At 60.3% G+C, this 18511-nt stretch carries 11 protein-coding genes; 10 read left to right on the forward strand and 1 reads right to left on the reverse strand.

Features of this window, described 5'->3' with window-relative positions; all coding sequences use genetic code 11:
- Nucleotides 1-399: 399 nt before the first annotated feature.
- The gene (locus KDH09_07280; protein MCB0219478.1) at nucleotides 400-687 is read right to left on the reverse strand and encodes an FAD-binding oxidoreductase; all 288 of its coding nucleotides are present in this window, start codon (nucleotides 685-687) and stop codon (nucleotides 400-402) included.
- Nucleotides 688-1010: 323 nt separating this feature from the next.
- On the opposite strand from KDH09_07280, the gene KDH09_07285 reads away from it, so the two are divergent.
- From KDH09_07285 to KDH09_07330, 10 genes are all read left to right on the forward strand, one after another.
- Nucleotides 1011-2831: a radical SAM protein gene (locus KDH09_07285; protein ID MCB0219479.1), complete on the forward strand. Its 1821-nt coding sequence runs from the start codon at nucleotides 1011-1013 to the stop codon at nucleotides 2829-2831.
- A 98-nt stretch (nucleotides 2832-2929) separates the two neighbouring features.
- Nucleotides 2930-4981: a bifunctional aldolase/short-chain dehydrogenase gene (locus KDH09_07290; protein ID MCB0219480.1), complete on the forward strand. Its 2052-nt coding sequence runs from the start codon at nucleotides 2930-2932 to the stop codon at nucleotides 4979-4981.
- A 17-nt stretch (nucleotides 4982-4998) separates the two neighbouring features.
- Nucleotides 4999-6021 (forward strand): alpha/beta hydrolase, encoded by a 1023-nt coding sequence (locus KDH09_07295; protein MCB0219481.1) that lies wholly within the window; start codon nucleotides 4999-5001, stop codon nucleotides 6019-6021.
- Between the two features lie 234 nt (nucleotides 6022-6255).
- Nucleotides 6256-10563, forward strand: a complete 4308-nt coding sequence (locus KDH09_07300; protein MCB0219482.1) for a hypothetical protein — start codon at nucleotides 6256-6258, stop codon at nucleotides 10561-10563.
- Nucleotides 10564-10645: 82 nt separating this feature from the next.
- Nucleotides 10646-12073, forward strand: a complete 1428-nt coding sequence (locus tag KDH09_07305; protein MCB0219483.1) for a thiolase family protein — start codon at nucleotides 10646-10648, stop codon at nucleotides 12071-12073.
- A gap of 9 nt (nucleotides 12074-12082) precedes the next feature.
- Nucleotides 12083-13840, forward strand: coding sequence for an AMP-binding protein (locus KDH09_07310; GenBank protein ID MCB0219484.1), 1758 nt, complete (start codon nucleotides 12083-12085; stop codon nucleotides 13838-13840).
- Nucleotides 13840-14838: an NAD-dependent epimerase/dehydratase family protein gene (locus tag KDH09_07315; protein ID MCB0219485.1), complete on the forward strand. Its 999-nt coding sequence runs from the start codon at nucleotides 13840-13842 to the stop codon at nucleotides 14836-14838. The genes KDH09_07310 and KDH09_07315 overlap by 1 nt, the downstream gene beginning before the upstream one ends.
- Before the next feature lie 17 nt (nucleotides 14839-14855).
- Complete coding sequence (locus tag KDH09_07320) at nucleotides 14856-16304, forward strand: acyl-CoA/acyl-ACP dehydrogenase (protein ID MCB0219486.1); 1449 nt, start codon at nucleotides 14856-14858, stop codon at nucleotides 16302-16304.
- Between the two features lie 14 nt (nucleotides 16305-16318).
- Nucleotides 16319-17437, forward strand: coding sequence for an acyl-CoA dehydrogenase family protein (locus KDH09_07325; protein MCB0219487.1), 1119 nt, complete (start codon nucleotides 16319-16321; stop codon nucleotides 17435-17437).
- 29 nt (nucleotides 17438-17466) lie between these two features.
- Nucleotides 17467-18507 carry a nitroreductase family protein gene (locus KDH09_07330; GenBank protein MCB0219488.1) on the forward strand — a complete coding sequence of 347 codons (1041 nt, stop codon included), beginning with the start codon at nucleotides 17467-17469 and terminating at the stop codon, nucleotides 18505-18507.
- Nucleotides 18508-18511 lie beyond the last annotated feature (4 nt).

Here is an 18511-nt window from a genome sequence, read left to right on the forward strand (position 1 = left end):
CAACACTTTTCAAACAAATGTACGACACAAGACCACGAGCCACACGCTTTGGTCCCTTCCGTGGCCCATAAAACCGGCAAGCTGGAAGTGTGTGGGCGCGCAACCCCGCACACTCACCGGAGAGTGCCACGGAATGCATTTTCGGGGGGGAAAAGTGGCGGAGCGGACGGGACTCGAAATCGGGCACTACCAGGGCCCTTGAGCGCCCCTGAGAGGCACTGAGCCCCCTTCTCAGCTCCGAAGTTCAAGAAGGAACTAGCGGCTGTCAGAACGCTTTCTGGCCGTTCAGAGCCCCCACCAGTGCAGGGACTTGCCCGATTCCCGGTTCACGTGCCCACCACTGAAGCCCCAGCAATTTTCGCGCTTGAGGCGGCGTTCTTTCGCTCAATTTGTGAAGATTCAGGGTCTTGCCGATCCGAAAAGATCCGACTTGCCCAAAGTGGATGTACTCTTCAAGTTCAGCAGGAAGGATTGCGAAAACTGCGCACTGGACCGTGCAAGTGGCCCGGCGCCAGGCTCATCAATGAGCTGGCGAATCATCGCGGCATTGCGACCCGAAGAGTGCGTATTGGCAAACTCTACTTTTTCGAGGATGAGGAGACCGTTCTCGCCACGCCGTGAGAGCGCCCACGCCGTTGCGACTCCGGCAGGGCCGCCACCGATGACTGCGATGCGGGCGCGCTGCATGGATCCCTTATTTTTCAGTCTGGTGCGAAAGCCCGACACTGCAGCTTTGAGCCATACGCGAGAACAACAAAACACCTTCGCGAGAGCATTGCTCTTCGCAGTTACACGCTATCAAGGCCCGATAGCCCAGCCGTATGAGATTTCTCATACGCTTGGCGAAGAGCTCGGTCGGCATGAGAATTCTCATATAACACCGTTTTAATTCTTCGATAAGCTTCGCGGCAGCATCGGATTCCCCGCGCCGGGCGGGTCAGTCAACGGTCGAACGCACAACAAGCTCCGGCTTCGGCGATCGATCCTTACGAGCAGAGTGAGGCGCACGCATGAAGATCCTTTTCTCCACCACCCTCGGTCCCTATCGAGAGCAGTATTTCAACACCTCCCCCACTGATGTTTTCAATCAGCGCTTTTCCCGGGGTGACGGGATTTTCAGCATGCAGGGGCACCTGCACATGCAGGGGCTCCATGTCATTGCGCAGAACATCTCCACGCCCTCGATCGTGCTCGAGTATCCGCGGCGGGAGGACTTCATCGCCGAGATCAAGAAGGGCTACGACTACGTAGGGATCAGTTCCTTCCACAATCAGGTACCCAGCGTGATCGAGATGTGCGAACTCACGCGCAAGTACGCGCCAGGCAGCAAGATCGTGCTGGGCGGGTACGGCGCGGTGGGAATCGAATCGTGTCTGCCGATTGAGGAACGCAACCGCCTCTGTGACTATATCTGCCACGAAGAGGGGGCGCGCTACATGCGCAAGCTGCTCGGTGAGGACCCGTCTGCCCCCATGCAACAGTCCCACCTGCCCCGCTGGGCGCTGAGCATGCCGATGCTCTCGGGCAATTTTGCCGCCGAGCTGGTCCCCGTTGTGGTGGGAAGCCTCGGCTGCATCAATGGTTGCGACTTCTGCGGCACGACCGAAATGTTCAAGCAGCGACGCGTGGAAATGCTCTCACCAGAGCAGGTCTACGCCGAGTTCCGCAGGGCGTGGGAAGAGAACCCCATGACCCCGAACCTGACCCTCCTCGAGGAAGACTCCTATATGAACAAGGAGTACATCAGCGAGGTCGGGCGCCTGCTGCGCGAGGACAAGGACTTCGGCCTGGCGCACTACAACTTCTACTGCCTCTCGAGCAACAAGGCATTCTCGCAGTGGAAGGATTTCGACGACATCATGCTGACCGGCATCTCCAATGTCTTCATCGGCGTGGAATCGAAGTTCGCCCAGGACGAGGGTTACAACAAGCGCAAGGGTCGCACCATCGACGAAACCTTCCGCGATCTGCACCGCCGCGGCATTGCCACCACCGGCGCGTGGATGGCGGGTTTCGACTTCCAGACACCCGAGAACATCGAAGAGGACCTGGCCTATTTTGTCTCGCTGCAGCCGACCATGCAGCAGCTCACGCGCCTGTGCCCCTTCCCGGCCACCAAGATGTGGCTCGACATGAAGGATCAGGGCCGCATTCGTGAAGACGTGCAATGGGAAGAGATCAGCTTCTTCGGCGGCGGCGGCGTGCCGGCAAAGAACTTCACTGAAGAACAGATGATGAGCATCATCGACAATGGTTACAAGCGTCTCTACGAGACCTGGGGTCCGACAATGGCGCGCCAGCTCGACGTTGCACTCAAGGGTTACGAGCACTGCACCACCGTCAACAAGAATCAGTATTACCGCGACCGTGCCAAGTTCCATGCGCGCATGGCGAAGACAACATTCCCGCTGATGAAGGCCATGGAGATCTATGCGCCCAACAATATTGTGCGCAAGCGAATGAAGGACCTTCAGCACAACTATTCGCGACTGATCGGAGAACCCACCAAGGCGCAGAAGGCAATGAGCCAGGCCATCGTGGGTGCCGCGGGCTTCAAGCGCTTCATCGAGACCTTCTATCCCCACGAGAACAACATCCGCGAAGAACCCTTCTCGAAGTACATCTACCACAAGAAGAACAAACCCGGTGAGCCTCCCTACAAGCGCGTGATCGCGGGCGAGTCGGCGGTCAACAATGGACTGCGCAAGGTGCAGAGCTCGCTGACAGGGATGATGTGGTCTGCCTCGGGACTGACCCAGCTCGCCGAGAAGATCACCCCCTTCCGCAATACCGGACAGAGCATCGCGCCCCAGGACATCGTGGGTCGCTGAGGAAACGGGCGGGGCCGCCGCGCCCAGAGGTGGATAATTGGAGAGACTGGGCTTCATAGCGAACTGACTGGTCGGCCAGTCAGATACGAGGGACCCCGATGAGCTGGAACGTCAAGAATCGCTGGAATGACTCCGAAGCGAGCAAACTGGGCTCGACACTCGACGAAATTGTTTACGCCTCCCGCCTGCTGGGAGCCGATCCATCGCTCGTCCTTCACGGCGGCGGCAACACCTCGGCCAAGGGGAAGGTCTGCAACCTGCTGGGCGAAGCGCAGGACGTCCTCTTCATCAAGGGTTCGGGATGGGACCTGGCGACGATCGAGGGGCCGGGATTTCCGGCAACTGATCTCACACACCTTCGGAAGCTGCGTCGTCTGGAGCGCCTCTCTGACGAGGACATGGTCAATGAGCTGCGCACGCACCTGCTCGATGCCAGCTCCCCCACTCCTTCGGTGGAAGCGCTCCTGCACGCTTTCATCCCACACCCTTTCATCCTGCACACCCATGCCGACGCTATCGTCGCGCTCAACAACCAGCCGGGATCGGCGCAACGCCTTGCCGATCTCTATGGCAATCGAGTCGCGTTCGTTCCCTACATCATGCCGGGCTTTGCATTGGCCAAGAAAGCCGCCGAGGTCTACGAAGCGAACCCCGACGTCGAAGGCCTGATCCTGTTGCAGCACGGGATTTTCAGTTTTGGCGAAACCGCCAAACAGGCATACGACCGCATGATCGATCTGGTGTCCGTAGCGGCGAGAGAAATTGATGCGGCTGCAAACGTCAGCATTGCGCCCGTGGTCGGTGCTGCTTCACGTGACCTGTCCGCCGCGCGACTCAATCTCATCCGCCAGGCCTATGCCCGCCGTGGCTTCAATGCGGTTCTTCAGCTGGAAAACGAGGAAGAGACCCTCACGCTGCTTGCAAACGAGAAACTGCGCGATGCACTGGTGCGAGGCCCACTTACCCCGGATCATGTCATTCGCACCAAGCGCCTTCCTCTCCTGCTTTCTGAGAATATTTCCTCCGTGAACGATGCAGAGTTCGAGATGCAGTTGAGCATTGCACTCGACAACTACGCCGCCGACTACGAGAACTACTTCCGCCAGCACTCTCAACTGCGCAACGGCTTGACCATCCTCGACCCCCTCCCCCGCGTCATTCTCGTGCCGGGCATGGGCGTGGTTTCGGTCGGTAAAAGCTGCAAGGCGGCTTCGATTGTTGCCGACATCTACGACCACACGCTGCAGGCTATTGCCGCTGCCGAAGCGATGCATGGCTACAAGGCGCTTCCGGCAAACGACATCTTCGATGTCGAATACTGGTCTCTCGAGCAGGCGAAGCTCGGAAAAGGCAAAGACTCTCCGCCGCTTCAGGGAAAAACCGCCATGGTGACCGGAGCGGCCGGCGGCATCGGGAAAGCCATTGCTGCCGAGCTGTTGCGATGCGGAGCCTCGGTTGCACTGCTTGACCGCAACGAGGAAGCGCTTAGGGATACACTCGAAACACTTCTTCCGGAAAGAGCGAATGGAAACTCGCTGCGCGGTTTTCCCGTCGACGTCACGAGCCCCGATGCGGTCACCCAGGCGTTCCGGGAAACCGTGCTGTGGACCGGCGGCATCGATATCGTCGTGCAAAATGCAGGGCTGTTTCCAGCCTGCCAACTGGTCACTGATATTGATGACGATGAATGGCATCGCTCGCTCTCGGTCAATCTTGATGGTGCACTCCACATTGCCCGCCAAGGGCTCAAGTGGCTCGAACGGAACGTCAACGGCGGCGACATTGTCATCGTCGCCACCAAAAACGTACCAGCACCCGGAAAGAAGGCCGCATCCTACAGCGTCGCAAAAGCCGCCCAGGCGCAGTTGGCACGGATCTGCGCACTCGAAGCCGGAGAGTACGGCATTCGCGTCAACATGCTTCACCCTCACATGGTCTTCGATACCGGACTGTGGACTGAAGAGCTGCTCCGACAACGCGCCGACGCCTACGGCATGAGCGTCGACCAATACAAGCGGAACAACCTGCTTCATACCGAGCTTTGCAGCGCCGACGTTGCGCGCGCCGCACGCGCCTTCGTTGACGGCACTTTTTCAAAAACTACGGGCGCGCAGATCGCCATCGATGGCGGCAGTGATCGCACGCTCTGAGCTCTGCGGAGGATCCCATGCGACTGATTCCCTCGTTCACCGGCAGCAATACACCGGCGCCAAGACTTCCAAAGAAGTTTGTACAAACCAGCTATGGTCGTATTGCCTATCTCGAGCGCGGGAAGGCGGGCACTCCCCCAATCCTTTTCGTCCATGGCATTCCCACTTCCAGCTATCTGTGGCGATCGGTAATCGACGCCCTCTCCGATCGCTTTCACTGCTATGCACCCGATCTCATGGGGCTTGGTGACACCGAGGTCGATGTCCCGAACACGCCCTTCAACATGGGTTCCCAAGCCGAGAACCTGGCTGAGTTCATGAGTGCCCTCGGACACGAGAAATTCGCTCTGGTCTGCCATGACCAGGGCGGCGCCGCCGCACAGGTACTGGTTGCGCGGCACCCCGAGCGAATTACGGCCTTCTGCATCACAAACTGCGTCTGTTACGACAATTGGCCGGTCCCCCTCATCGCAGCCACCCAGAAGATGGCCAAAGTTCCCTTTCTCTCGGACGCGGTTAGCCGCTCCGGTATCGGCCTGAAACTCCAAACGCATCCCAAGCTCTCACAGTTCAGGCGCGGCGTTTACAAGGGCGAGAACCTCACCGACGAGTCAATCGTTGAATATCTGCGTCCGACGCTGACGAAGGACGGATCAGCCCGGTTTCGCGCGTTCCTCCTCGCAGGCGACTCCAAGTACAGCCAGGACGCAGTCGCGGGGCTGCGAAAGTTTAACAAACCCACACACGTCATCTGGGCAACAGATGATCGCTTTCTCTCAGTCGGCTGGGGGGAGCGTCTGATGAACGACATTCCGGGCGCCAAGAGCATGGAGATCGTGCCCTTCTGCGGTCATTTCTGGCAGGAAGAGCGGCCCACCGAGTTTGCGGAAAAAATGGGAACCTTCTTTGAAAAGGTGCTGCTGAAACCTGCCGCGAAGCCTACACCGGCGAGCAAGAAGAACGCGGCGGGGAAAAAACGCCCCGCCGCAAAAAAGAAGCAAGCCAAGGCAACCAGAAAGCGCGCCCGCGCGAGAGCGTAGAGATCAAATGAAGCAGTCACCCACAGCAAAGTCCGTCGCACTTGTCCCCCAGGCCGGAGACACCCCCGAGCTTGAGGGCAGTGCCCTTGAGGGACCGGAGGACTTCGCTGGAGACAAGACAAGGACGCTCATTGCCGGTGCGACTGATCGCTCGATCCAGTTGGTGCCGGTAAAGGCGCCGCATGAATTACCAAGCCTTGAGGATATCGCTGCAGCGTTACTGGGAGTGCCGAAATGAAAAAGATTGCCGGATGCGACCTGGGAAAGGCCAGTGCGAAGTTCGTCATTGCCAATGTTCTGGACGATGGCGCTTTCGTCGTTGAATCCCAGGAACTCATCGTCCACGACGGGCACCCGATTGAGATATTCCTGAAATGGTACGAGACCAACAACATCGCATCCTGCGACGCACTCGGCGCAACCGGTCTTCATGCCGACGAATTAATCGCACCCGTCGTCAGCGGGCTGCCAGAGGACGCCTGCCTTGCCGCTTCGCTGGAGGTGATGCCCGAACTTCAGGGAGCCCTCAATTTTGTCAGCGTCGGCGCGCGCGGCTACTCGGTGCTTACCCGAAACGAACATGGGCATGTCACCTACGTCGAGAACGACAAGTGCTCTTCCGGCACCGGCGAGACGATGGTGAAGATCGCCGGACGCTTCGGACTTTCCATTGAGGAAGCGGACAAGGTCGCCCGCGAAACCGACGGAGAGATCCCCATTACCGCCCGCTGCTCGGTGTTTGCCAAGAGTGAGATGACGCATTTCGGGAATCAGGGGAAACCCGCCAATCAGCTCTTCAAGGGGTATTTCGGATCCGTTGCCCGGTACGTGGCCGCCTTGCTGGGACGGGCCCAGGTGAGGGGCCCCGTCTATGTGATCGGCGGCGTCAGTCGCGTGCAGACCTTTGTTTCCGCACTTGCGGAGCACACGGGCACGCACACCCTGGCTCCCGAGAATGCGATGTTCTTCGAAGCGATTGGAGCGGCCCACATTGCCGCCGTCCAGTGTGCCTCCATTTCTCTTCCACCGCTTCCCAAGGATCCCACGCAAGTCACGAAGCCCCGGGCTACTCGCATTGAAGTGCTGGAACCCGCAAGCAAGTGGTCGGAGCGAGTCACGGTGATGGAGGAGAGAGCCGTCCCCGAATACGAGAAGACACGACCGGCGGTCCTCGGCCTGGATCTGGGATCAACCGGTTCAAAAGCGGTGCTTACCAGCATCGAAACCGGCGAGACGATCCTGGATATCTACGACCGGACAAGAGGCAATCCCGTAGAAGCTGCATCCCGCCTGCTCGCATCCATTATGGAACATGAGGGCATCGACGTGCGCGCCATCGGCGCGACCGGCTCCGGACGCGAGGCCGTGGCCACGGTCCTGCGCGCCGCCTATCCCGAACTTCTCGATCGCATCGTGGTCATCAATGAAATCGTCGCTCACGCCACCGCGGCGATTCACTGTGACGTCGACCAGGGGGAGAACCTCTCCGTCGTGGAGATCGGTGGCCAGGATGCCAAGTTCATTCAGATCGCCGGCGGCCAGATCGTCGAGAGCGACATGAACAAAGCCTGCAGCGCAGGCACGGGTTCTTTCCTCGAAGAACAGGCCGTCTTCTACGGGGTCGACGACATTCGTGAGTTCACGCAGATGGCCATGCAGGCCCAGCGCCCCCCGAATCTGGGACAAATGTGCACCGTGTTCGTTGCGGAAGCGGCGTCCGAAGCCCACAACGAAGGATTTGCAATCGAAGATCTCTTTGCCGGATTCCAGTATTCGGTCATCTACAACTACATCAACCGGGTCATGGGCTCGCGCACATTCGGGCAGCGCATCTTCTTTCAGGGCAAACCAGCCAGTGGCGCCTCGCTGGCATGGACGCTTGCCGCGGTCACCGGGCGCGAGGTGGTCGTCCCGCCCAACCCCGGCGCCATGGGCGCCTGGGGTATCGGCCTCTGCGCGATCAAGGAGCTCGGCCGCGAAGCGCTTCTTCAGAGCAAGACCTTCGACCTGCCGCGCTACCTCGACGCTCAAATCGTCGAGCGCAGCGAATTCCAGTGCCGCGACAAGAAGTGCAATACGCTCTGCCACATCGACAAGACGACGGTCAGCGTCTGCGGCTCCACGCACAACGTGCTCTCGGGAGGCTCGTGCCCCAAGTACGAAGTCGCCACGGCCGGCAGCTACAAACTGCCCAAGCACGCTCCCAGCGCCTTCGACGAAAGACGCGAACTACTGCGCCCCTTTGAGACCGAGCATCCCGGTGACCTCACAGTGGGCATCGCTCATATCGGGGCGATGCAACAGTTTCTCCCCTGGGCTGCGACTTTCTTCAAGGAACTGGGCGTCGGCGTCAAGGTGCTGCAGTCCGACGCCAAATCTCTCTCACGCGGCGAGGAGCGTTGCTACTCATTCGATGCCTGCGCGCCGGTGAAGATCGCCCATGGCGTCTGCGATGCCGAAGGTGTCGACGTTGTATTTCTTCCCAAAGTCCTCGATTTCAGCGATCGCGACGGCGGTGGTGATCGCCGTGGCGGCCGCACATGCCCGATGGAACTGGGCATGGCGGAAATGGTTGAACAGGCCCTGCTCGCCAGAGGGCGCAAGCAGGAGTTTCTCAAGCCGCGCCTGAGTATGCGCGGCGGCTACATGAATCCCACCCTGCTGCGACAGCTCAACTGGATCGCTGATCAACTGGGGCTCGATACCCGCCTGGTATTCAACGCCGCGCGACGCGCCGCCGGAGCGCAGCTTGCCTACGAGCGCGCCCTGGCCGGCATTGGACGCAGGACCCTGGGTTTTGCCAAATCCAACGACATCCCGGCAGTCGTGGTATGCGGATCGCTTCACGTGATCCACGATCGCGCCGTCAATGCCGGAATTCCCGACATTCTTCGCCAGAACGGCGTGCTGCCGATCCCGATGGATTGTTTCCCTATCCCGGAAGAAACCCATGATCTCCCACGCGTGATGTGGGGCGATGCAAACCGCGCGCTGCGGACGGCAGTCGCGGTGCGCGAGCGCGGCGACGCTTTCCCGCTCTACCTGACCAGCTTCGGCTGCGGCCCGGCCTCTTTCAGCGAACAGGTATTTGCGATGCTGATGGATGGATTCCCCCACACCACCCTCGAGAGCGATGGCCACGGCGGTCAAGCCGGGTTCGTCACGCGGGTTCAGGCCTTTCTTCATACGGTTCGTCAGTATGGCGGCAAGCCGATGCCCGTTCCCTCAGAGCGCCTGAAATTGCTCGAGCCGCTTCCCCGTCCGCCGATTACTGAAGAAAAAGATTCCAAGATCGTCATGTTCAGCATGGGAGATCGCCTGACCCGCAACCTGGCAGCGGTCTATCGCTCCTTTGGTTATGACGCCGTTGCTGCCGGTCCCAACGACGCAACGGCACTCAAGGCCGGGCGGAAGGACTGCTCGGGCAAGGAGTGCATCGCCTACCAGTTCATCTGGGGCTCATTCCGGAAGCATCTCGAAGAGAATCCCCCTGAAAAGCGCACGGTGCTCGTTGAAGTTCAGGGCAACGGCGCCTGCCGAAATTGCATGTTCTCGGTGACCGACCAGATGTCCATCAACAGGATGGGGCTCTCCGACAAGGTGGCACTGCGTCACCTGGGCGCGGAAAAAGATTTCCCGGCAATCTATGCGACCAAGTTCCTTGCGGCCTCGCTGCTCTGGGACATCCTCAATCAGCTCGCGGCTTACCACCGCCCGATGGAATCGCGTCAGGGGCAGGTCGACGAGCTCTATACGCATTATTGCGACGCGCTCGAGCGAAACATCGCCCGCCGAATCGCAACAGGCCCCAAGATGCTGTTCGAGCAGCAACGCTCCATGCGCGAGCTTCGCTCCATCATGCGGCAGGCATCGGAAGATTTTGCAGAGATTGCGAGCCGGTGCGATGACACCAGCGCAATGCGAACGATTCTTCTTTCCGGCGACATTTACGTGCGCCTGGATGAGTACAGCAGCGACAACCTGATCCGGAAGCTCAACGAACGGGGGCTCCGTGTCGTGGTAGAGCCACTGCAGGTTCTCGCAGAGTATCTGGTCAACGAGCGGACCACCGAACTGGCTGGCCTTCCAACCGGCCTCCTCCAGAACGCAGTCACGCGCGCCGGAATGAAGCGGATGCGCGATGAGTTCTACGGCCTCGTGCAGGAGAAACACGCCTGGCTCCCGATGCCCGAGGTTGAAGAGATGATGGAGAAGTCCGCTGCGCTGATTGACCGATATCCCCGCGGCGAGGCCCCCATCACCGTCGGCAGCGTGCTGCACGCCTGGGACAACCCGGTATTCGATGGAATCGTGCTGGCGAGCCCCTGGGGATGCGGCCCGGCACTGATCAGCGAGGCCATTCTCAAGCACCAGCGCCAGATCCCCATGCTCTTTGTCTACAACGATGGCTCACCCATCGATGAGCGCCGCCTGAATAGTTTCGCATTCCGTTTGCGGCGGGAAATGCCCCGCAATCAGGCCCGTGTAGGGCCATTCGCTGAAACGACCCAGGGGGCGAAAAGTGCGTCATACAATGTATGACATAAAGCATATAGCCCGGATCTGCTCTCCAAATAGCCTGTAGAGCAGCAATGGCGCGCAAGGCGCGCGGAGGCCAGCAACCATGCGAGACGTCTACATCATCGGGGTCGGCATGCTCCGGTTCGGCAAATTCCCCAATCGCTCGATCAAAGATCTGTCGGCCCAGGCCCTCAATGCCGCGCTCAACGACGCGGAACTCGCGGCTGAAGACATCGAGGCCCTCTGGTTTGCCAACAGCGGCTGGGGCATGAACGGCGGCCAGGACTCCATCCGCGGCCAGGTTGCCCTGCGTCCCATCGGTGTTGAGTCGATTCCCATCATCAATGTCGAAAACGCCTGTGCCGGAGGATCAACCGCGCTCAATGGCGCCTGGCTCGGCGTGGCAAGCGGTGCCTTCGAGGTCGGCGTGGCCCTTGGCGCGGAAAAGGTCTTCCAGCCCGACAAGCTCAAGATGTTTGCGGGATTCCTAGGCGCCCTCGACGTGGAGAATCTTCCGGAGCTTCTCAAGCAGGCCGAAGAAATTTCAAAGACTGCTGCACCGATTCCCGAGCGGCCGCGCTCCAACGGAAAGCACAAAAGCCCCGCGGAGCGCCTCAAAGGAATCGGCGAGAAACTCGAAGAACTCCCGACCCTTATCCGCGACGTCATTGTGATCGCCGATCGCTACAACCTCGACCTGAGCGGAATGGTCAAGGAAAACCTGGGCAAGCGCCTAAAGAACGGCAAAGGCGGAAACGGCGCAAGCGGTGGTGGACTTCAGCACAGCCCCTTCATGGACGTCTACTCCGTTGCAGCACGCCGGCACATGCAGAAATACGGCAGCACCCAGCAGCAGCTCGCGCTCATCGCCGCCAAGAATCATCACCACAGTTCTCTGAATCCCCTGGCGCAGATCCAGAAAGACATGACGCCCGAGCAGGTGCTCGCCGATAGACTTATCTCCTACCCCCTCACTCGCCCCATGTGCGCCCCTGTTGGCGATGGTGCGGCGGCGGCGGTTGTCTGCTCGGGCGCTTTTTTGCGAAAGCACGGCAAGAAACGCGCAGTGAAAATCCTGGCCTCCGTGATTGCTTCGGGACGCACCCGCAGCGAAGACGAAGCCGATATCGGCGAGCGTGCCAGCAAAATCGCCTACAACAAAGCGGGCATCGGCGCCAACGACGTTTCTCTGGCGGAAGTCCACGACGCAACTGCCTACGGAGAACTTCATCAGAGCGAGGCCCTTGGTTTCTGCGAACACGGCATGGGCGGCGTTCTTGCGGAGTCAGGCGCCACGCGCATCGGCGGGCGCATTCCGCTGAATACCAGTGGCGGGCTTGAGTCCCGTGGGCACCCCATCGGCGCTTCGGGCCTCGCACAGATCTGCGAAGTGGTGACCCAGCTCCGCGGCGAAGCCGGCGCACGTCAGGTCGAGGGCGCGCGAATCGGGCTCACCCAGAACGGCGGCGGCGCCCTCGGCGTTGAAGAGGCGGCAATGGGAATTCACCTCCTCGAAGCCCCGAGCGCATAGGAAGAGACCATGACCCAGGCAAATACCCGCGAACAACTAAGGCAGATCGAGGGCAAGCTCTTTGCCGGCCGCCTTGTCTCGAGGGCGATCTTCAGAACTCTTCGAGACGAGATCCGGTCGGGCACGCTGCTGGAAACAATTCAGGAGAGCCGAAAACACAAGACCCTGGCATTCCCGTATGAGCCGACCTACGCCGAGCTGCTCGAAACCCGGGCACGTGAAAACCCCTCGCGCCCCTTCCTTCGTTTCGAGAATCAACGGATCGATCTCCTGGACTTCAATCGATCCGCCAACGCCGTTGCCAAAGGCCTTCGGTCCCTTGGCGCTCAACCGGGCGACGTGTGCGCCATCATGAGCGGCAACTGCCCGGAGTTTCTCTACAGCTTCTTTGCCACGCAGAAGCTTGGGATGGGTGCCGTGCCGGTCAACACGGGTCTCATGGGCGACGGGCTGACCTATCTGCTCGATCACTCCCAGGCGCGTTTCCTGATTGTCCACCGCGCCAACCTTGAACAGATCTTCTCGGTTCGAAAGAAGCTGAAACACGTCAAAGAGATCATCGTCATCACCGAAGGTGCAAGTGATACGCCGCTTCCCCGCGCGCTCCCGCGCGTCGAGGATTTCCTCCACACCTATTCCAACGCGCCCGATCCGCGGGTCGGCATCAACCCGGAGTCCGTCTCGCTGCTGCTCTACACCTCGGGCACGACGGGACACCCCAAGGGCGTCGTCTACAAGTATCGCGATTCGAACACCAGGAAGATGCGTCTGCTGGGAAATCTGCTCTACGACAAGGGCGAGGTCCTCTACACCTGCCTGCCGCTCTTCCATGCCAACGCGCTGCTTCTCTCAACCATGCAGTCCCTCAACATGGGACACGAGCTGGCATTGGGAAGAAAATTCAGCGCCTCCCGGTTCTGGGAGGAAGTTTCCAATCTCGGCGGCACGACGTTCAATACGCTTGGCGCCATGATTCCGATTCTCCTCAAGCAGCCGCCGGGCCCTTACGACCGCAAGCACAGCGTGCGCGTGGTCGTCAGCGCCGCCTGCCCCGCCAACGCCTGGCGTGAGTATGAAGACCGCTTCGGTGTCCGCCTGATTGAGGCCTACGCCGCCGTCGATGGTGGCGGTTTTCTGACCCTGAACATGGGCAATGCGCCGGTTGGATCGATTGGAAAGCCCCTGGGTGGAGGCCGCTACCGCCTCGTTGCCGAAAATGGCGCCGAAGCAGGCCCCAACGAACCCGGCGAGCTCCAGGTCTGGAAGGGTAAGAGCCGCGATTCCCAGGTCGAGTACTACCGCAACGAGGAAGCCACCAAGAAAAAGACCTCCGACGGATGGCTTCGCACCGGCGACCTGCTGACGCGCGATGAGAAGGGCTACCTCTACTTCGTCGGGCGCAACACCGATTCCATGCGCCGCCGGGGAGAGAACGTCTCGGCCTATGAAGTCGAGACCGTGATCAACAAGCACCCGGACGTCCTTGAGTCCGCAGTCTTTGGCATCCCCTCCGAACTCGGTGAAGACGACATCATGGCCATGATCGTCCCCATCGAGGGGCGGAAGGTCGATCCCGCGGCTGTGCACAAGTTCCTTCAGGGCAAGCTTGCGAAATATGCCATTCCCCGATTTATCGAAGTAACCGATGAACTCCCCAAGACCGGGACGCACAGGGTCCAGAAGAATGATCTGAGGGCGCGAGGTCCCTCAGCCGCCACATGGGACGCCGACAAGGCGGCTCCCAAGCGAAAGACGGGTGCTGCCTGATGCGAATCGCGTTTACCGGCATCACCGGCTATCTGGGGCAACTGCTCTTCGAGCGCATCGAGCGCGAAGGCGTTGCCGACGAGATTATCGGGATCGACGTCGCCCCCTCAACCCTGCCGCCATCACGCCTGAAGTATGTGTGCCGGGACGTGCGGGACCCGGCGATTGAGGCTGATCTGCGCGGCTGCGATACCGTCGTTCATCTGGCCTTCATTGTCGAAACGCTTCACGACCGCGCGCTCATGTACGACGTCAATGTCAACGGCTCCCGCAATGTGCTCGCTGCATGCGAGCGCCTTGGCACGCCCAATGTGATCATTGCCAGCTCGATCGCCGCCTACGGCATTCAGCACGACACCCTCGTCACTGAAAACACCCCGTGTCTTGGCGATTCCCGCAGCTACTACGCACACACCAAGCGGCTGATGGAAGACGCGGTCGATTTGTTCGAATCACGCAATCCCCGATCCCGCGTGGCCAGGCTGCGGCCGGAAATCTTTGTCGGACCGCGGTGCAATACCTGGGCGGTCGACGCGATGGGGATGGCCGGCCGATTTGACACCAGGAGCGGCCTTTCGTGCCCCATCATTCATGAAGATGACGTGGTCGATGCCTTCTTCAAGGCCGTCATGCAACCGGTGCGCGGAGCCTTCCTCATTGCACATCGGAACCCATTGAGCCTTGAGTCCATTGCAAGGCTCTCCGGCCTGCCCCACAGGCGCCTTCCCGAATCGCTTGCACTGGCAGCCTCGGAGTTGATGTTCAAACTCCGGTTGACACGAATGAACCGGGACTGGCTCATCCTGATGCTCCGAAACTCATTTCGTTACGACCCGAGCTGGACAGAACAGACGCTCGGATGGAAGCCACAGCACAGTGCCGAAGCGGCATTCACTGCCGTCCTCAAGAATCACCAGCAGCTTTCCCTTCGCGACCGGCTGGCCCAGGGGCGCGTTGATCGAATTGAAGGGACACGCTTCTCCCTGCAGCCAGGCTGAGGGAAGAAGGAGGAACCATGACCTACGACGCAGATGCATGGTCGAGTGCGGAAGAGCCAAGCTTTACCGAGCTCTACCCGACTTTTGCATACCTCAAACAATTCAAACGCGAGGAAGTCGAGCAGATGGAGACTCTTTTCCATCGCGCGCGGCGCTTCCGCAAGCAGCACATCGACCCGAATACCCTCAAGGTCGATCGCAAAGTCATGGGCGACTCAACCTATGTCGCCAACGACGTGCTCGAAGCCGCCTGCAAGGCCGGCATTTTCGGGATGATGATTCCCAAGATGCTCGGCGGAGAAGGCTTCCCCTTCGGGGCTTCCATGGTCGCGATGGAAGAAATCGCGGTGGGGTGCCTCGGCTTGGGCAATCTCCTTGGGGTACACGGGCTGGCCCTGTGCACCGTGGCAGCGACAGGCGATCTCGCAAAAATGTCCCACATCGCCGGGATGCTGGCGCGCAGCGAACGCAAGGGTCGCCTCAGGCTTCTCTCGACCGCGATTACAGAGCCGACCGCCGGCACCGACGTCGAAGACGTCGAATTCCTCAAGACCGCGCGCCTGATGTGCGAGGCCAAACCCGTTCAGGGTGGATACAAGCTCAACGGCCGGAAGGTCTTCATCAGCAATGGGAGCGTTGCCCACACCCACGTGGTCATCATGTCCACCGACAAGACCCGGGCGGCAGAGACGCAGTGGGCATTTCTCGTCGAAACCGGAACGCCGGGCTTCTCCATCGGCCGCGTCGAAAAGAAAATGGGCCAAAAGGCCTGCCCCGCCGCAGAGCTGGTCTTTGAGGACTGCTTCATCCCCGAGAGCGCCCGGATCGGCACCAGGCCCGTCGCGGGCAGAAGCGTCGACCTGGTCCTTGGCGCGACCCGAGGTGCCGTAGGCCTCTGGGGAGCTGCTGCTGCCCGCTCGGCGTTTCAGCGTGCTCTCGTCTACGCAAAAAGCCACAAACTTCGCGGCAAATGGCTGATTGATCACCAGTGGGTCCAGTTCAAGCTCACGGACATGCACCGAAATGCCCAGATGGCGCGCGCCATGTTCATGGACGCCAGCCTGAGCAACGAGATGTTCGGGCTCTCCTCCCTGATGGGCGGAATGCAACGTGCCCAGCAGATCCAGAACATGATTCCAAAGGCTGTCTACGACCGGATCAATCTGCCCAAGCTGCTCGACCGGCCCGCAGTACGCGAGCGGGGTCGCGGCGCGATCGACGGGATTTCTGCCTACAACGCGAATCTCTCCTGCGCGTTCGGTGCAGCGGCCAAATTCTCCGGCACCGATCTGGGCATGGCCAACGCCCACCTGGCGCTCGACATCATGGGCGCAGATGGTCTGCGTCATGATCGCGGCGGCGAAAAAGTTTTCCGGGACGCCAAGCTCCTTCAGATTTATGAGGGAACCAATCAGCTCAACCGACTCGAAGTCTTCAAGCGCGCCATCGCGCGTAACGCTGCCTAGGCGAGGAGAACCCCATGCGCACGGTATCCAGTGAAGAACAGCGCCTGATCCAGGAAAGCGTCGCCAAGTTGGCGGACAAGGAATATGTCCCCCATGCAGAGGCGCTCAATCACTATCCCGACTGCGAGCTACCCTCTCGTTTTGTAGCGGGTCTCGCAGAACTGGGGCTATTCGATCTCCTTCTGCCGGCAGATTCCGGCGGCGGCGATGGAGACTTGCAGACTCTCAGCACGGCGCTCGAGACGCTTTCCGAGAAGCTCGCCGCGCCGGCCGGCATTTTGTTCGCTCACTCGTTTGCCCAGCAGCTTGCGATCAGCGGCGGCGACAAACGCAGCGCCGAGCGGCTTGCGGGAAACGGCACGCCGACATTGCTTGCCTACCCAATCTATGACGAGCCGGGCGACTGCGCTTCAAGCGTGATTTGCCGCAAAGAGGGAAAGAACCTGCTCCTCGAAGGGACTTGCGAGTTCGTTGTCAACGCGCCCATTGCGAATCTGCTGGTGATTCCGGTTTATCAGGAGAGTAAAGAGCACGGTTGCTCCATTGCGCTCATCGAACCCGATCGCCAAGGGGTCGAGGTCGGGGAATCATTGCTGACACTGGGCCTGCGCGGCTGTCCGACAGCCGATGTCATTCTCCGCGGCGTCAAGGTGAACGCCAGCGAACTGATCCCCGGTGCCTGTGAGCTCACCCGCGAAATGGCCAGGCGCTTCCGGGGTCCGGCCTCCGCCATTTGCGCCGGCATCACCGGATCATCCCTTCGAACAGCTTCTGGATATGCCCAGGAACGCTACCAGGCTGGCTGCAACATCATTGAGCACCAGCAGGTACGCAGCATGCTGGCCGACATGCTGGCCGACTACCAGAGCGCCTGCAATGCAGCAGACAAGCTCTCCTCTGGAGAGACAATCTCCGAATCGGCTGCAGCAACTCTCTTTGTTCGCGCAAAGGAAGGTGCCGCGCGCGCGAGCACCGATGGTGTCCAGCTCCTCGGCGGATACGGCTACATGGAGGACTACGGACAGGAACGACGTATGCGTGACGCCAAGCAGGCGCAATGCCTGCTTGGGCGCACTGATCCGCTACGTCAGGACGCCGTGGCAGACTGGCTGACCCACGAAGAGGCGCTGTAACACGCTGCAACGCTCATGCAGGAGATCCCATGAATATCCCTGAACGCTACCTGACCGACGCACATTTCCCCCCGACGCGCTTTGCCAAGTTCGTGGTCGACCCCGAGAAGTGCAATGCCTGCACGCGGTGCGTGCAGACCTGCCCGGGACAGATTCTGGAGATGCGCGGGGAAATCCCTGTCGACAAATACGCTGCGGACGGCGGTGAGCTTGGCTGCATCGGTTGCAGCAACTGCTACTCCGTCTGTCCTGAAGAGGCCATCGAGATCCGGGGTCGTTACCAGGTCGAGAGTGGATTCTATCAGACGCTGCACAAGGGCCGCTCGTTTCCCAATCCGTTTGGCGCCGACGAGGCGCCTCCCTTCGAGCAAATTGAAGAAGATCTCACCGAAGTCGAGCGCGTAATCTACAAGCGTCGCTCCAATCGCCTGTTCATGAAGAACAAGAAGGTCCCCGAAGAGCTCATTGAGCGGGTGCTGGAGGCTGGTCGCTTTGCGCCCTCAGGCGGGAACTGCCAGCCCTGGTCCTTCATTGTGATCACCGACCGTGACCTGCTCACCCGGATCACAACCGACTGCAAAAAAGGGCTGAAATTCCTCCCACAGATTTACATGGGATCAAACGGGAACATGCGCGCGGCCCGCAAGGGAGCAGTCAACCTTCTGGCGCGTCTAGCACCCAATTTCTTCGACCAGCGCGTCATTGCCGGCTCCAACACCGTCGTGGAAACCGAGGGCTACGATGTCTTTCTTCATGCCCCGGCGGCGATCTTCGTCCTCGGCGACAGCCGGGGCATTGGGGAGCCGGAACTCGACTGCGGCCTGGCCGCGCACAACATGATTCTCACGGCGCACTCCCTGGGGCTCGGTACCTGCTATGTGGGCTTCACCAAGACACTCGACATGCTCCCAGGGTGGCGCAAGCGCCTGGGCATTGAATGGCCCTACAAGATCGTCACGTCCATTGCCCTGGGCTACCCAAAAACACGCACCGACAAGGCAGTATCCCGCGAGCTTCCGCCGGTCACCTGGTTTCCGGCCGATCGCTCCGGGCCGATAAAGAAAAGGTAACTCT

Source organism: Chrysiogenia bacterium (assembly GCA_020434085.1).
GTDB lineage: Bacteria > JAGRBM01 > JAGRBM01 > JAGRBM01 > JAGRBM01 > JAGRBM01.

What these genes read in the sequence shown, in the direction of transcription:
- KDH09_07315 (MCB0219485.1), top strand. Translation starts at nt 13,840, where the DNA reads ATGCGAATCGCGTTTACCGGCATCACCGGCTATCTGGGGCAACTGCTC.
- KDH09_07280 (MCB0219478.1), bottom strand. Translation starts at nt 687, where the DNA reads ATGCAGCGCGCCCGCATCGCAGTCATCGGTGGCGGCCCTGCCGGAGTC.
- KDH09_07300 (MCB0219482.1), top strand. Translation starts at nt 6,256, where the DNA reads ATGAAAAAGATTGCCGGATGCGACCTGGGAAAGGCCAGTGCGAAGTTC.
- KDH09_07290 (MCB0219480.1), top strand. Translation starts at nt 2,930, where the DNA reads ATGAGCTGGAACGTCAAGAATCGCTGGAATGACTCCGAAGCGAGCAAA.
- KDH09_07310 (MCB0219484.1), top strand. Translation starts at nt 12,083, where the DNA reads ATGACCCAGGCAAATACCCGCGAACAACTAAGGCAGATCGAGGGCAAG.
- KDH09_07320 (MCB0219486.1), top strand. Translation starts at nt 14,856, where the DNA reads ATGACCTACGACGCAGATGCATGGTCGAGTGCGGAAGAGCCAAGCTTT.
- KDH09_07330 (MCB0219488.1), top strand. Translation starts at nt 17,467, where the DNA reads ATGAATATCCCTGAACGCTACCTGACCGACGCACATTTCCCCCCGACG.
- KDH09_07295 (MCB0219481.1), top strand. Translation starts at nt 4,999, where the DNA reads ATGCGACTGATTCCCTCGTTCACCGGCAGCAATACACCGGCGCCAAGA.
- KDH09_07285 (MCB0219479.1), top strand. Translation starts at nt 1,011, where the DNA reads ATGAAGATCCTTTTCTCCACCACCCTCGGTCCCTATCGAGAGCAGTAT.
- KDH09_07305 (MCB0219483.1), top strand. Translation starts at nt 10,646, where the DNA reads ATGCGAGACGTCTACATCATCGGGGTCGGCATGCTCCGGTTCGGCAAA.
- KDH09_07325 (MCB0219487.1), top strand. Translation starts at nt 16,319, where the DNA reads ATGCGCACGGTATCCAGTGAAGAACAGCGCCTGATCCAGGAAAGCGTC.